Below are 14,122 nucleotides of genomic sequence, written 5' to 3'. Positions count from 1 at the left end.
TTCTACGCCGAAACCTGTGTCTGTGACCGTCGCATGTATCGATCCATGACAAAATTTTCATTTGATCAACGAGCGCAATCACTCAGTGAAAGACGGGAGGTTTGCCCACGGCCACCGACCCGTTCGGATCGAGATTATCCCGCGCGCGGTTAACCAAAAGTTCGGTCAACACCGTCAACTGATGAAGAGCCAGCGCCACATTGTGCTGCGAGCCTTCGAGTTGGTTGGCAAAGTCCAAAGTCATGACGTTGAGGGACGCCAGGGTTTCGCTGGCATGAGCGAGCAGGGTGGTCGTATCAACGTCGGGGCGGACGCTGAAGATGTTCCTGTTCAGGTTGCGTCGGCGGGCGCTGACGGCGCGTTCGGTGGCTTGGGGAAGTTGGGTTGGCTCGAGGGCTTCAGGCTCTGAAGTGGCCGGATTTTCAACTAATTTCAGGGTGATTTTTTTCATAAGGGCGTTCCATGGGGTTAGGGATCCTTACGCTGTTTCGGCTTGTCAAAACCGTCCGCAGGGTTTGTAGCGAAGCGTGAAGACTATCGGCCGGAAACCTTGTCCGCCAGTTCATGGAAGTCGCTACGGGTTGCGGGAAATTTCCCAGGATGACGTGGCTCCAATCTGTCAGAGAAATCCTTGTTCACTACTTTGCGTCCTGAACAACCGACGTGCCAGATACTTCTCCGTCCCAGTCGCTCAGTGTTGGTGCCTGTGATGGATATCGGGAAAATGCGGATGACTGTGCTGGATTGGAGCATGGTCGTGTAAGTGGCTATGAGGTTGAGTACCGTCCCACTCAAAGGCATGTTCATGTTGATGGTGCTCATCGTGAATATGCGGATGGTCATGTGTTTGCGGATCGTGTTGGTGTTCGTGAGAATGGCTCTCTGTAAGGTGTATCCAGACGCCAAGCCCCATCAGGCCTGCAGCAACCCAAAACACCCATGTCACTGCTTCGCCTAACAACAGGATTGAAATGGCGGCCCCCAAGAACGGTGCAGTAGAGAAGTACGCACCTGTGCGTGCTGTTCCAAGCCCCCGTAAAGCCAGAACGAATAGCACCAGGCTCACGCCATAGCCTAAAAAGCCAACGAGTAGCGCTGGCCCTAGCAGAGACCATTCAGGGAGATGCATTCCAAGAGCAATCCCTAAAACACAGTTGACGACCCCGGCGACCAATCCTTTGATGCCAGCGATGAACAATGCGTCCGATGCGGAAACCTTCCGGGTAAGGTTGTTATCGATGGCCCAACAAAAACAGGCAATCGCCACGGCGACCGGGCCAACCCAACCATGGGTCTGTGCGGAAGTTTGAGGCCAGCCCAAGAGCGCGCCGCCCGCCACTATTGCGATCATTCCAGCGACGATCCGCCGGTCGGCGTTCTCTTTGAAAACCACCCAGGCAAGCAGGGCGGTCAACACCGCTTCAAGGTTTAGCAACAGCGAAGCGGTGGTACCCGATGTGAGGGTAAGGCCGAACATTAAAGACACCGGCCCCAGCACTCCGCCGAACGCGATAGCGCCAATGAGCCATGGCCATTCGGATATTGTTAAACCGACAGGCTGCCAGCCACGATCACGGATCAGCCTGGTGATTGTGAGACCCAAGCCGCTTCCCAGGTAAAGCAAACCGGCGAGCAAGACGGGAGAGACGTTCAGCCCCAGAACCTTGGCAAACGGTGTGCTGGCACCAAAGAGGGCTGCAGCACCCAAGGCGTATAAAACGCTTTTGTTCATCATCTGTTCCGTAGCGAAGGCATGGTTGAGAAACACGATACTCGTCATGCATGGATAGCGCATTGAATCGCAGCGGGTGCGCTGAAAAACTGGCGGGGCCCCTGAAGAACACCTGAGCGCGCGGGAGCATCGCAACATTCAAAATCCACAAAAAAGGCACCTGCGATAGGCTCGTCAGGTGCCTTTCTGCGTTGGGGGCGCGGCAACGATTTCCTATGCCAGATTCGTTAAGACGCTGGAACCTGCATCTGCAACCGCCGCCCCACCACATCCAGCAAATCGCAACCATCGCGCAGCGAAGTCACCAACACCCGCGCCAGCTCACTGTGAACGCCTTCGCTTACGGCGAAGCTCTCCAGCAATTGAGTCGCGGTGCGGATGCGGTAGGCCGCCGTTTCATGCAGAACATCCAGCGGCGCTTCGGTGTCGATCAGCAGCGACGCAATGGTGCAGTCGATACCGGTGACCGGCATGTATCGATCCATGACAAAACCTCCATTCGATCAACGAGCGTGATCACTCAGTGGCAGACGGGCGTGACCGCCGGTGTGGGCGAATCGAGGTTATCCAGCGCTCGATTGATCAACATCTCGGCCAGCACGGCCAGTTGCTGAATCGCCAATGCCACGTTGCGATGCGAGCCTTCGAGCTGGTCGGCCAGGTCGGTGGTCATGACGTTCATGGAGGCCAGGGTTTCGCTGGCGTGAGCGAGCAGGGTGGGCGTGTCGACGTCGGGGAGGATGGTGAAAACATGGCTCACGGGATCGGGCTGTTTCGGATTGCGCAAGCGGGCGCTGACGGCGCGTTGGGTGGCTTTGGAGAGTTGGGTCAGGTCGAGTTCTTCCGACTCTGAAATAGCCGGGTTCTCAAGTGGATTTCGGGTGGTCTTTTTCATAAGGGCGTTCCATTGATTTTGGGATCCTTACGCTATTTCGGCCTGTCAAAACCGTCCGCCGGATTGCAGCGAAGATGGAAGGTTATCTTCTTGGATTGTTACTTGCCAGTTCATGGAGTTCGCCACAACTTGAGGGAAATTTCCTAGGACGGAGCGGGGAGCCAGCCAGAATTGTTTCTGAAGGATGTTCTGGATTTTTCATGGCGTTCGACGGTGACGACATTGGGCTGGGTGCCGATGAGTGTTTGATGCCAAACCCCAGATGCAACAAGCCCGAACTTGGCGGGCTTTGGCTTCGATTGGGCCGGGGTCGTTTGAACTCGGCTTTTTTATCCCCGATTTTATTGGTTCTCGCCAATAGTTAAATTTCTGGGGATACAGCACGGGATACACGCTCCCTTCTCCTAAGCTTAATTAGGTTTAAAGCTCGATCATATCAGCGATCTGAAAGCCAAGATTTGTGAGCTCGTTCATCTCCCCTTTGTCACCTCGTTCAACGACCAATCCTTTAGCGCGCAAATTTTCGAGGGCATGCTCCCACTTTGCAATTTCGCGCCTGTCCCGACTGCCGACGAAGTTTTTGCCATTTGTCTGCACATTGGTGCCGTTCAGGTGACGGAGATACATGATGATTCCATGCGGATCCTGACTCGCTTGCTTCAGCAAAACCCGGGCTTCAGCTGTCAGTTCGGGAATTTCCGTTTTGGACTCAACTAGTTCTGTAACCGGCGAATTTTCAGGTTTGTAAAATAGGGGATGTTGATTCACTTTCAATTGCAACTGGCGGTAGAGCTTCGTTTTAAAGTCAGCATGACTGTCATAGCTTTCGTACAGACCCCGGCGTTGGCAATCAGCTTTGAATTTTTTAACGCTTGCCACCTGCTCCAAGTCGACCATATCCATGGCCACAGGTTGAGAGGAGAAATAAAGCATTGCGGGTTTTCCAGATTCGATATGCCTTTCCAATTCCTCGACGGTGCCGCTCGCATAGCCATCAGTGGCGGTACCGATTCGCGTCCAGAATACCCCTACAAGTAGGTCGCAATTTTCAACGATTTGTTTGTTGATAATTGCTTGCGGCGGGGCACCCATCTCAGGAGATGAATGGGACTCCCATCCAATAGGTAGTAAAACAATCTTCCTCGAGCTTGAGTTGACCGCATTCCACTCATATATGACGTCACGAACAATTGCTCGTTCGGAAGCAACATCACCTGGAGACGCGATCATCACATTGAAGGTTTCAGCGGTATAGCTCATTGCACATCATCCTCTGTACTCTCAATTTTCCGACTCTCTTGTTTTGTTGATTGAATCGGGTCTGGCTTAGGCGACAGTAGGGTCTCCCGCAGTACACGGCCGCGCGCACTGTCTACCTTGTACACGGTTCTATCGACTAGAAGAAATGTGCTCTTGCCGTCAGCCAGGATGAGCGTCCCGGTCAGTTTCGTTCCCTTATCCGTGGTGAGAGAGTGTTGCTTGTCTAGGCCTTTACTAAGTTCCTGAGGAGTAAAGCCTTTCACATCAGCCTTGCTCATTTTTATGCCCTGTTGGACACCCATCGCTGGGGCAAAAAAGGCCATGAAAATCAGAAAGCCTATCCAGCAAGCTAGACCGATAACGGTATCTACCCTTGCATTCTTGACCACAAGCACTACAAAAGCCGCCGCTACTGCGATGAAGCAAAAGGCAAGGATGCCTGGGCCGATTATTGGGATGTAGTTCGCCGCGGCCAGCGCGCCAGAGAATAGGTTGATGTAGCCATAGAGAAGCAGGCTAGGCGTACTCAAGGCTATTTCGTTGGTATCGATACCAAAGCCATTGTAGTAGCCAACCAGAAGAGAGTAGCCATACACCACGAGCGCTGCTTGAAGGCCAAGGCCGGCGTAATTGATGAGCTTAAATGCCAAGTCAATGTTGGTTTCGGATCTCTTCAGTTCGGGTGTTTGCTCGGGGGAAGTTCTGTCCGGCGGCGATACGAGGGGATTTTGAGCTACGAGGGTGATAGGGGTCACTAACTCGACGCGGATCGATTTATCTTTCTTCCAGAACACAGTGCATCCCTGCTTATTTTGACGGGATGGAACCATACCTAGATCGATGCATCGCCGGCTAGGCCCACTGAGAATATTAGGTTTTCAGAGCGCATAAACAGCGGGGGCCCCTGACGCTTTCGGGTGCACACGGGGTCGGAAACCCGGGGGTAAAACGGGGACAGACCACGATTAATTCAGTACCAGCATGATCATCCAATCCAATCCTGTCCTACTCCTGATCACTGCTACGGCAGCGCCCATCACACCTCACTCACCTCCACCGTGTGCTTGAAGTGATGCTGCCAAAGCCTGATTCCCAGCCCTCCCGTCCGATCCAGTGACGAACCCACCGTCAAATCCGTAATCAACGTCGGCTGCAACCCCGCATCAAACAGCGCAAACCCAGCCGCCAGGCAGCAGGTCTCCGTCTGAGGCCGCACACCTATACTCGATCCACCTTCAGGCTTTTCAAATATTCGATGGTTTCCGGCGAAGGTGCATAACCGTGCTTGATAAAGACGCGGTCAGCCGGGATCAGGCTGTCGTCGTCCGGAGCGGGGTGCCAGCCGAGTTGTTTCTGGAAGGAAGTTTTGGATTCGTCGTGGCGTTCGATGGCGACGACACTGGGCAGAGTTCCGATGAGTATCTGGATGCCGTCGATGAGCCATTGGGGCGAGGCGAAGCTGGGTTGCATGTCGATGATCAGGAGGGCTTGGCGCATGGCATCTCCGGGCGGTTGCGGCGACGGTTGCATCTGTGGCCACGGGCGATTTGTGCCGGTCTGGTTGGCCTCTTCGCGGGCAAGTCGGATCGCCGCACCGCTCGCTCCTACAGGGGATGTGGGGTGGCCGGCAATTTACCAAATCCCAGATGCAACAAAGCCCGCACTTGGCGGGCTTTGTTAGCTTCGATTGGTGGGCCGGGGTAATTTGAATCCGTTTAGTAAATTGTTGATTTATAACATTAATATCAAATTTTATTTTTAGTTGGAATACCAACTGGAATACTGCACTCCAGTTGACCACCCGTTTGCATTCGATCTGACCAGCACGTTTCGTAACCATGATTGACAGTGAACTACCCATAGCTGCCGGTTGCGACAGGCAGAAATCGGCCAATAGCTGCCCTTGCAACAGACTTCCATCTGAAGTGGATATCCGCAGTAAGGTTGTTTAACTGTCTGTCGTAGATCTTGTTACACGATGCGAAGCAGATCTAATACGAAATGCGTCAGTCAGCAGAGCAATCCATAATCGATGCCTGCTGACCGAGCTTTAATTGACTGACTCCGTGTTCAACGCTGAATACATTGCGGCACTTAGTGCCCCAATATTTTCGATAGGAAGAGCTTTGCCCGCTCCGAAGACGTCCCGTTAAAGAATGCTTCAGAGGATGTGTCATCAATGATCATCCCCTCCTCCATGAAAACCACCCGATCTGCCACGCGCCGAGCAAAGCCCATCTCATGGGTGACCACCATCATCGTCATACCGTCCTTGGCTAGCGACACCATTACGTCCAGCACCTCGTTGATCATCTCAGGGTCCAGCGCCGAGGTTGGCTCATCGAAGAGCATGATGACCGGATCCATCGATAACGCCCGGGCGATGGCAACACGCTGCTGCTGACCACCAGAGAGCTGCGCAGGATACTTGTGGGCATGTGCGCTGAGACCCACACGTTCAAGCAATGCTAGACCTTTGGCTTTCGCATCGTTTGTCGGACGATGGAGCACCTTCGTTTGTGGCAATGTGAGGTTCTCGATGATTGACATATGGGGGAACAGTTCGAAATGCTGAAACACCATACCCACTTGCTGGCGCAACCTTGGCAGGTCAGTTTTTGCACTGCCGATCGACTGCCCATTCACCAGGATTTCGCCTTTCTGAAAAGACTCCAGACCGTTGACCGTCTTGATCAATGTCGACTTGCCTGAACCTGAAGGCCCGCATACCACCACAATTTCGCCTTTACTGACGTGCGTCGAGCAGTCTTTGAGGACTTGCAAATTTCCGTACCATTTATTTATTCCGCGCATTCTGATGCAGTGGGGCTGAACATCTGCAGCGAAGCGTGAAACCGATGACACCGCGGCTTTAGTCTGAATCATTTGTCGAAATACCCCGCGCGAATAGAGGCGCCGATTAGATTGACAATCAAGCGTCCCGCCGTCACGCAGGTGAGGTTGCTTGCGTTGTCTTTACCCGGCTGGATTTCAACGATATCCATACCCACTACCCGTCCTTTTTTCACCAAACCGTGAATAAGCTTGCGTGCCTGTAAAAAAGTCACGCCACCCGGGGCCGGACCATCGACAGCGGGCATGATGGTCGGATCGAGACCGTCGGCATCAATGGTCAGGTAGTAGTTTCCACCATCGGGAATACGCGAAAGCACCGCGTCCATGCCGATCTCATGCAATTCATAGGCACTGATCAACTCCGCACCATACTCGCGCGCGACCTCGAGATCCTCGGGGCGTGCGCTGCCTTGGGCGCGCAGTCCGATCTGGAAGATTCGGCCGACATGGGCCATTTCGGAGGCTCGACGTATTGGGCTGGACAACCCCTCCCGGATCCCGTTTACGTCGTCGCGCCAGTCAAGGTGCGCATCGATATGGATGATGGTGATCGGGTCGAGACTGTCATAGGCCCGTAAAACCGGCGTAGTAATTCCGTGGTCACCGCCAAGAATGACTGGCAGCGCTCCAGCTTTGAGAAGCTGGCGTACGGCCTGCTCGGCACGCTCATAGTGCTCACCTGGTTTGGCGACATCGGGCAACACATCACCACAGTCGATGAATCGGATGTCGCTACGACCTTGCAGCAGCGGGCCATCGATATCGAAATCGTAATGCCGCGGATCACGCACCATGCGGTCAGTGAGCTGACGTATTGCTTGCGGCGCATTGGTCTGGTCGTTGGTGTATGAGCGCGGGCCGTAGGGCGAACCAAAAGGCATGCCAAGCACCGCAATATCCGCCTGTTGAAGGTTTTCCAGATCGGTCATCAGTTCTGAATAAAGCAGGGTCTGATGGCTGGTACGTGGAGCGACGGTCAGATTCTTCATAAAAACTCCTGAGTGATGGGATTTTCTAGCGATGCCGCCAGTGTCTTTCACGGGCTTCCAGAACTTGGCCAAGTGCATCGAGGACAATGCTCGACAGCCAATAAAGCAATGCAGCGGTGCCGAGCACTTCGAGGTAAGCGAAGGTGTCAGCGGTCATCAGGTTGCTCTGATAGGTCAGCTCAGGAAGACTGGTTACCGAGAAGATCGCGGTGTCCTTGAACATCATGATGATCAGGCTGGTAGTAGGCGGGATCAGGTAGCCGAAGCTCTGCGGCACGACCACGTAGCGCTGAACCTGCCAGACGGAAAACCCCAGTGACCGCGCAGCGCGCGCCTGGCCGGCAGGCACGCTCTTCAAGGCGGCGCGCAGAATTTCGCTAAAATACCCGGCCGTATAGAACGCAGTGGCACCAATGGCGATCGCAAAGGATGAGGCTTGCACTCCCAGCTGCGGCAGGCCGAAAAACAGCAGGTACACCACGATCAGGAACGGTACATTTCGTACAAGTTCGACATAACAACGGGCGAACAATCTTGGTAACCAATGCTGGGCATCGGCCATGTAAGCGAACAGCGTTCCGATCAGCATCCCCAGCGGAATGCCTATGGCGCTGACAGTCGCGGTAACTTTCAGTCCCTGCAGCAACGCGGGGATTGCGTGACTGACCACTTCAAGATCAATGGGCATTTGGCATCACCTTGGCAAGGCGGCGCTCAATGAGTCGCGAGATCGACGAAGCGCACAGCAAAATAAGGAAGTAAACGACCGCTGTTGCGCTGAACACTTGCAGTGGCAGATCGCTTTGCAGTGTCGCGTTACGAGCCACGGTAGCGAGCTCACTGACGGCAATGATCGACAGCAGTGATGAGGCTTTGAGCAGTACGGTGTACTCGTTGGTCAGCGGAGGAATGGAGCGATGGAACATCTGCGGCAACAGCACGTAACGCCACTTTTGATGAGCGCGCATCCCCAGTGCCTGGGCTGCTGCCACCTGACCTCGAGGAATCGAAGTCAAAGCACCCCGCAGGATTTCACTGATGTAGGCCGCCGTGTTGAAAGACAGGGCCAGGATCCCCGCCTCCAGTGGTGTCAGTGAAATACCGATCAGGCCCGGCACAACGAAATACGCGATAAGCAATTGAATCAGCAATGGTGTGCCGCGGATGGCACTGACGTAGACCATCACCGCGTATCGGCAAATCGGTCCCGCCGCGACTCTCAGGAGAAGCAAAAGCACGCCTAATCCGAGCCCTATGAGAAAAGCCAGACTGCTTGCGATAAATGTTGTTGCCGCGCCTTGTAGCAGCCCATCGAAAAACGGTCCCAGCGCGGTGTGCGCACTCAACCAGCTCATCATTACCTGGCCCTCCACTTAGAGGGCCGCGTCAGGGAGATACCCTGAAGTCGGTAGTGTCAGAGTTTCGCCGAACCATTTTTTCTGCAACTCGGCCAACTTACCCGTAGCACGCATCTCATCAAGCGTTTCGTTGATAAAGGTGCGTACTTCTGGATTCTTGGCATTGACGACCCAAGCCAACAGCTTGGAATCGCCGACTTCGCCAACCGTTTTATAAATGTCCGGCTGACGGCGCATTTGCACAGCCAATACGTTGCTGGGTAGAACACCTACATCGATTGAGCCATTGGCAATTGCCAAGCCGACATCGGGATAGCCCTGGAATAGTTTGAGGTCAGCGTAGCCCTGCCCTTTGCTGGCTTTTAGTTCTCGCTCGTATTCCTGCAGTGCTTGTTGGGCTGAAGAACCCATCTGGGTCCCCACCACTTTGCCTGCTACATCTTCAGGCTTGCTGATGGTTGTGTTGTCCGCCTTGACTACGAACAGCGAGCGGACGATACCGATGGGCTGACTGAAAGCGAACCGTTTGGCACGCTCAGGTGTGATCCCGACGGAAGTGGCCACGAAATCAAATTTGTTGCTCATCAGACCGGGAAGCAAACCGTTGAACGGCAAGTTCAACTGCTCCAGTTCGACGCCGAGTTTTGCGGCCATTTGTTCAAGAATATCGTGGCCGTAACCCACAACCTTACCGTTTTCAACGAATTCGTAAGGTTCGTAAGCGGCTTCGGTACCCACTGTCAGCTTGCCACGCTGCTTGATGTCGGCAAGCGTGCTTGCCTGGGCTAATGCGAAGGTGGAAGTACAGATAATCAGCGAGGTTAAGAGCACTGTTTTCACGATGCTTCGGCGACTGTGTGTAGTCATGATGCGGTTCCCCCATTTCTTGGAGTGTTGTATTTGTGAAGGTTGCTGGACCCAAATTAGCCAGTGCGAAAGCGCAAGTAAAATCACTTTATTAGCGATATGGTCTTGGAATCTGATACCTTTTATCCATGAACCGATTCGACCTGACCGAGCGTGATTTGCGCTCTCTCCGTATTTTTTGTGCCGCCGCTGAAGCCGGGGGATTTGCTGCGGCTGAACGCCGGCTAAATATGACCAAAGCCTCGATCAGCAGGCATATCAAGGAGGTTGAGGAGCGCCTGGGAGTGCGTCTGTGCGAGCGAGGTCCGGCAGGTTTCAAGCTGAGCGCGGCCGGGAGAGTGGCGCTAGAATTAACGACTAATGCACTCAATTCTCTTGAGCGAATCAAGCCTGAAATTGATGCGGTACGTGCCGTGATATCCGGCACCGTCTCGATTGGAACTGTCGAGCATATGCTCGCTGATCCGAATTGCCGGCTGGCCGAAGCGCTGAAAGAACTGAGACGAAGGGCACCTAACGTTCAGGCAGAAGTGGCCGTGATGACCTTTGCCAATTTGAACCAGGCACTGCGTGAACGCCGGGTGCAGGTGGCCATTCGTGGGATGTACAAAAAAGAGCGAGCCTTTCATTACCAAAAGCTGTTCGTCGAAGAGCATCGCGTATATGTAGCGAATCAAGCGCCGCGCGAGAAGCAGCTCCGACCTCAACTGGTTTATAGACCGCATCCCTTCGTCGAAGAAACGCTGGCTACACATGGTTTTGAACGAGGGCCCGAAGCCGCGGGATTGGAAGCGATAGCGATGCTCGTTGAAGGCGGTGGTTATGCCGGGCTACTACCGGAGCACTATGTCGAACTCATTGCCCCGCGCTTCGACTTGCGGGAGTTACCGGACAGCCCCGTGTTCCATAACACCATCTGCGCAATAACCGAGGCTTCTCGCCCTCTGTCACGAAGCGCAGAGCTTTTTCTAGAGATACTTGAAGAATTGCATGCAAGCGACTCCTCCATCTCGAATCGGAATAGCGCCAGATAGAAAACGAATGATTCCGGCACAATGAATCGTCCCAAGTTTCGTAGATACCTGCCACAGGCGGCTTTGGGTCGACTGCTGTCCCTAGCCAGAGGCACAAGTCGACCCAAAGGAGACGCTCTGAAGCATCTCTGGTCTCTGGCTCGTTTTACTTATCAGTAGGGTTTGTCGCCGATAATGGCCGCACGTTCCATCTTGCGATGGCAAGGCTGATAGTCCATCACGGCATAGTGCTGGGTGCAGCGGTTATCCCATATCGCCACGCTGTCTTTCTTCCATCGCCAACGGACTTGGTACTCGGGATTGTAGGCCTGGCTAATCAGGTACTTCAGCAGTTCGACGCCTTTTTGGTTGTAGTCCTGGCCAACACGGACACGTCCCTGGCTGTGGTAATTCACGAAGTGTGTAGCGTAGGCATTGACGAACAACACCTTCTCGCCAGTTTCGGGATGGGTACGCACGACTGGATGTTCGGCATCCGGGTATTGCGCTTTCATCACCAGGCGCTTTTCCTTTGGCATGGCGGCGGCGAAGGAAGAATTGAAGCTGTGGTTGGCGATCAGGCTGTCAATTTCCTGCTTCACATTTATGGGCAGGTTGTCATACGCCAGCACCATGTTGGCCCACATGGTGTCACCACCGGTCGGTGGGCATTCGATGCAACGCAGTACAGCGCCCATCGGAGGCGATTCACGCCAAGTGGCATCGCAGTGCCAGGCATTTTCGTAGCGATCTGCCGGATTCTCCGGGGTCTTGTAGATTTGCACGAGACCAGGGGCGTCCGGATGGCTGGGGAGCATCGGATGGGTTTCAAGCTGGCCGAGGCGCATGGCAAATGCTTCGTGGTCGCGACGTGAGAGCTTGTCCAGATTCTGGTCGCGCAGGAACAGCACCTTGTATTTCAATAGCGCCGCGTAAATTTCATTGAACAAGCCATCATCGCGCACTGCGTCGCCCAGGTTCACGTTAAGCAGTTCCGCGCCGATGGCACAGGTCAGTTGTTCGACTCGCATGGCGTCTCCGTTTCGATGGTTTATGGCCGGACCGTGGCCGGGGCAGGTGAAATCGTGCCTTGATACACGGCGGCGCTTTTATTATTGATCCAGTGCGGGTTCGGTGAGTGGGGATACGCGTGCCCGGCATACGCTCTGGCCCGATCGGCAGAGCGATTGCGGCCCCATGGTAGATTGTCAGAGAACACCGTCATGGGCATTGTGGGACAAAATATTTGCATATTGGGACGCTGGTTGCGCAGCAACATCTAGCGAGTTCGAGATAGCAAGAATGCGCGCAGTGTTAGTTCTTCGCGAGGGAGCAGCGCCAGCATGCCCATATTGCAGGGGGGCTTGTTTCACGTCAGGGTGTATCGAGATTCCCTGTCCCAACATCACAATATTGTGTCCTGAAAAGCTGAGTGCAAGGCGTCCTCTGAGGACTACCTTCAAGCCGACTACTGAAAATAGATGGAGGCAGAAAGTGGATGCACTCACTGCAATACGCATTGGTCAACCGCTCGCCGCAACGCAGCAACATGCCAACGACCACCGATGCATTCAACCCATACCTGGATCGGCATCGGTGCCGGTTTCGACGACCCGAATCCGTTCAACCTCATTCGGGTGAGGGACGGTTGCACCCAGACCACCGAATTCCTGCTCAAGAACGTTCTGCCGGGCAACGGCATGGCGCTGGCCATGGAGATGCACTCGCGTGCAGGCTTTGAAGACACTATCGCTCGCCGTCCGGCAACACGCTTGATAACAACAATAAAATAAAGACTTCGAGGAGGCTGCATGGCCTTTCACCCAATCGCCGCCGACGATGACGATGCTGGTTGCGTCAGCGTTTCGCGCCAATATGCCTGGATCGTTTTTGCACTGACGTTTAGCCTGTTGATTTCCGATTACATGTCGCGTCAGGTGCTGAATGCGGTATTCCCGCTGCTCAAGAGTGAGTGGGCGTTGAGCGACGGACAGCTCGGTTTGCTCAGCGGCATCGTTGCCCTGATGGTCGGCCTGCTGACGTTTCCCCTGTCGTTGATGGCTGACCGTTTCGGTCGGGTCAAGAGCCTGGCGCTGATGGCTTTTCTGTGGAGCGTGGCGACCCTGGGTTGCGCGTTGGCTCAGGACTACCAGCAGATGTTCATTGCGCGGTTCATGGTTGGCGTCGGCGAAGCCGCCTACGGCAGCGTCGGCATTGCCGTGGTGATTTCGGTATTCCCCAAACACATGCGCGCCACCCTGACCAGTGCCTTCATGGCCGGCGGTTTGTTCGGCGCTGTTTTAGGGATGGCCCTGGGCGGTGCCATCGCGGCCAAGCTGGGTTGGCGCTGGTCGTTCGCCGGCATGTCGTTGTTTGGTCTGGTGCTGGCGATGCTTTATCCACTCATCGTCAAGGAAGCGCGCATTGCTCCGCCACGTGCCGCGCCAGTGGCGAACAAAGCAACGGTGGTGGTCAAGCGCCCGCTGCGCACGCTGTGGTCCAGCCGTGCGGTGATGTCGACCTACATTGCCAGCGGCTTGCAGTTGTTCGTCGGCGGTACGGTGATGGTGTGGATTCCCAGCTACCTCAATCGCTACTACGACATGCCTGCCGACAAGGCCGGTGGCATGGCGGCGAGCATCGTGTTGTGCAGCGGTGTGGGGATGATTGTGTGCGGCATACTCAGTGATCGGCTGTGTCGCCACTCGCCAGAGCGCAAGGTCAGCCTGGCCATCGCGTTTTGCCTGGGCAGTTGCCTGTTGCTGTCGTCAGCTTTTGCCTTGCAAGCGGGACCGGTGCAACTGGCGCTGATCTGCCTGGGCATGTTGATTGCCACCGGCACGACAGGCCCCAGTGGCGCGATGGTTGCCAACCTGACCCATTACTCGGTGCACGGCACGGCCTTCGCCACGCTGACCCTGGCCAATAACCTGCTGGGGCTGGCGCCGGGGCCGTTCATCACCGGCCGGGTGTCGGACCTCATCGGTCTGCATGCTGCGTTTCAACTGGTGCCACTGGTCAGCCTCGCGGCGGCCGCGGTGTTCTTTTATGCCAAGTGTCATTACCACAAAGATATTGCCCGCCTTCAGGGTCAGAGCGTGCCTGAGTCCACCAGCGAAGTCGGGTTAGAGGTGAAGTTGTGAGTCGTCGTT

Annotated in this window: 15 protein-coding genes and 1 pseudogene; 3 read left to right on the top strand and 13 right to left on the bottom strand. The window is 54.9% G+C overall.

The annotated features are described in order from the left end of the window. Positions 1-82: 82 nt before the first annotated feature. The 12 genes and pseudogenes from KGB18_RS16080 to KGB18_RS16025 form a co-directional block, all read right to left on the bottom strand. Complete coding sequence (locus KGB18_RS16080; RefSeq protein ID WP_123721348.1) at positions 83-451, bottom strand: DUF6124 family protein; 369 nt, start codon at positions 449-451, stop codon at positions 83-85. A 240-nt stretch (positions 452-691) separates the two neighbouring features. Further along, positions 692-1,732 (bottom strand): DMT family transporter, encoded by a 1,041-nt coding sequence (locus KGB18_RS16075; RefSeq protein WP_317850978.1) that lies wholly within the window; start codon positions 1,730-1,732, stop codon positions 692-694. A 227-nt stretch (positions 1,733-1,959) separates the two neighbouring features. Then, positions 1,960-2,217, bottom strand: a complete 258-nt coding sequence (locus tag KGB18_RS16070; protein WP_123721347.1) for a hypothetical protein — start codon at positions 2,215-2,217, stop codon at positions 1,960-1,962. Between the two features lie 35 nt (positions 2,218-2,252). Next, complete coding sequence (locus tag KGB18_RS16065) at positions 2,253-2,627, bottom strand: DUF6124 family protein (protein WP_123721346.1); 375 nt, start codon at positions 2,625-2,627, stop codon at positions 2,253-2,255. A gap of 420 nt (positions 2,628-3,047) precedes the next feature. Next, positions 3,048-3,887 (bottom strand): DUF4062 domain-containing protein, encoded by an 840-nt coding sequence (locus KGB18_RS16060; RefSeq protein ID WP_123721345.1) that lies wholly within the window; start codon positions 3,885-3,887, stop codon positions 3,048-3,050. Next, entirely contained in the window at positions 3,884-4,681 is a 798-nt protein-coding gene (locus KGB18_RS16055; protein ID WP_187326439.1) for a hypothetical protein, read from the bottom strand. The genes KGB18_RS16060 and KGB18_RS16055 overlap by 4 nt, the downstream gene beginning before the upstream one ends. 242 nt (positions 4,682-4,923) lie before the next feature. Beyond that, positions 4,924-5,384 (bottom strand): annotated as a pseudogene (locus KGB18_RS16050) (isochorismatase family protein). Positions 5,385-5,981: 597 nt separating this feature from the next. Then, entirely contained in the window at positions 5,982-6,701 is a 720-nt protein-coding gene (locus KGB18_RS16045) for an amino acid ABC transporter ATP-binding protein (RefSeq protein WP_223570230.1), read from the bottom strand. A 68-nt stretch (positions 6,702-6,769) separates the two neighbouring features. Beyond that, positions 6,770-7,732: an agmatinase gene (locus tag KGB18_RS16040; protein ID WP_223570214.1), complete on the bottom strand. Its 963-nt coding sequence runs from the start codon at positions 7,730-7,732 to the stop codon at positions 6,770-6,772. A 25-nt stretch (positions 7,733-7,757) separates the two neighbouring features. Then, positions 7,758-8,420: an amino acid ABC transporter permease gene (locus KGB18_RS16035; protein WP_123721342.1), complete on the bottom strand. Its 663-nt coding sequence runs from the start codon at positions 8,418-8,420 to the stop codon at positions 7,758-7,760. Continuing rightward, positions 8,410-9,090 carry an amino acid ABC transporter permease gene (locus KGB18_RS16030; protein WP_123721341.1) on the bottom strand — a complete coding sequence of 227 codons (681 nt, stop codon included), beginning with the start codon at positions 9,088-9,090 and terminating at the stop codon, positions 8,410-8,412. Before KGB18_RS16030 ends, KGB18_RS16035 begins: the two co-directional genes overlap by 11 nt. A gap of 15 nt (positions 9,091-9,105) precedes the next feature. Beyond that, entirely contained in the window at positions 9,106-9,957 is an 852-nt protein-coding gene (locus KGB18_RS16025; protein ID WP_123721340.1) for a transporter substrate-binding domain-containing protein, read from the bottom strand. 128 nt (positions 9,958-10,085) lie between these two features. Here KGB18_RS16025 and KGB18_RS16020 point away from each other — a divergent pair, with 128 nt between their 5' ends. Beyond that, entirely contained in the window at positions 10,086-10,991 is a 906-nt protein-coding gene (locus tag KGB18_RS16020) for a LysR family transcriptional regulator (RefSeq protein ID WP_123721339.1), read from the top strand. A 152-nt stretch (positions 10,992-11,143) separates the two neighbouring features. Here the strand turns inward: KGB18_RS16020 and KGB18_RS16015 are convergent, their stop codons facing one another. Continuing rightward, positions 11,144-12,001: a TauD/TfdA dioxygenase family protein gene (locus KGB18_RS16015; RefSeq protein WP_123721338.1), complete on the bottom strand. Its 858-nt coding sequence runs from the start codon at positions 11,999-12,001 to the stop codon at positions 11,144-11,146. Between the two features lie 534 nt (positions 12,002-12,535). On the opposite strand from KGB18_RS16015, the gene KGB18_RS16010 reads away from it, so the two are divergent. Together KGB18_RS16010 and KGB18_RS16005 are read left to right on the top strand one after the other, a co-directional pair. Further along, positions 12,536-12,763, top strand: coding sequence for a hypothetical protein (locus tag KGB18_RS16010; protein WP_222839675.1), 228 nt, complete (start codon positions 12,536-12,538; stop codon positions 12,761-12,763). Between the two features lie 18 nt (positions 12,764-12,781). Continuing rightward, complete coding sequence (locus KGB18_RS16005; RefSeq protein ID WP_123721337.1) at positions 12,782-14,113, top strand: MFS transporter; 1,332 nt, start codon at positions 12,782-12,784, stop codon at positions 14,111-14,113. Positions 14,114-14,122: the final 9 nt, after the last annotated feature.

Origin of the sequence: Pseudomonas sp. BF-R-26 (assembly GCF_019947395.1) — a bacterium.
Lineage (GTDB): Bacteria > Pseudomonadota > Gammaproteobacteria > Pseudomonadales > Pseudomonadaceae > Aquipseudomonas > Aquipseudomonas farris.
This window is presented reverse-complemented; position numbering and strand designations above follow the sequence as displayed.

Excerpts from the sequence above, each read along its gene's own strand:
- KGB18_RS16080 (WP_123721348.1), bottom strand. The coding sequence starts at position 451 with ATGAAAAAAATCACCCTGAAATTAGTTGAAAATCCGGCCACTTCAGAG.
- KGB18_RS16075 (WP_317850978.1), bottom strand. The coding sequence starts at position 1,732 with ATGAACAAAAGCGTTTTATACGCCTTGGGTGCTGCAGCCCTCTTTGGT.
- KGB18_RS16070 (WP_123721347.1), bottom strand. The coding sequence starts at position 2,217 with ATGGATCGATACATGCCGGTCACCGGTATCGACTGCACCATTGCGTCG.
- KGB18_RS16065 (WP_123721346.1), bottom strand. The coding sequence starts at position 2,627 with ATGAAAAAGACCACCCGAAATCCACTTGAGAACCCGGCTATTTCAGAG.
- KGB18_RS16060 (WP_123721345.1), bottom strand. The coding sequence starts at position 3,887 with ATGAGCTATACCGCTGAAACCTTCAATGTGATGATCGCGTCTCCAGGT.
- KGB18_RS16045 (WP_223570230.1), bottom strand. The coding sequence starts at position 6,701 with ATGCGCGGAATAAATAAATGGTACGGAAATTTGCAAGTCCTCAAAGAC.
- KGB18_RS16040 (WP_223570214.1), bottom strand. The coding sequence starts at position 7,732 with ATGAAGAATCTGACCGTCGCTCCACGTACCAGCCATCAGACCCTGCTT.
- KGB18_RS16035 (WP_123721342.1), bottom strand. The coding sequence starts at position 8,420 with ATGCCCATTGATCTTGAAGTGGTCAGTCACGCAATCCCCGCGTTGCTG.
- KGB18_RS16030 (WP_123721341.1), bottom strand. The coding sequence starts at position 9,090 with ATGATGAGCTGGTTGAGTGCGCACACCGCGCTGGGACCGTTTTTCGAT.
- KGB18_RS16025 (WP_123721340.1), bottom strand. The coding sequence starts at position 9,957 with ATGACTACACACAGTCGCCGAAGCATCGTGAAAACAGTGCTCTTAACC.
- KGB18_RS16020 (WP_123721339.1), top strand. The coding sequence starts at position 10,086 with ATGAACCGATTCGACCTGACCGAGCGTGATTTGCGCTCTCTCCGTATT.
- KGB18_RS16015 (WP_123721338.1), bottom strand. The coding sequence starts at position 12,001 with ATGCGAGTCGAACAACTGACCTGTGCCATCGGCGCGGAACTGCTTAAC.
- KGB18_RS16010 (WP_222839675.1), top strand. The coding sequence starts at position 12,536 with ATGCATTCAACCCATACCTGGATCGGCATCGGTGCCGGTTTCGACGAC.
- KGB18_RS16005 (WP_123721337.1), top strand. The coding sequence starts at position 12,782 with ATGGCCTTTCACCCAATCGCCGCCGACGATGACGATGCTGGTTGCGTC.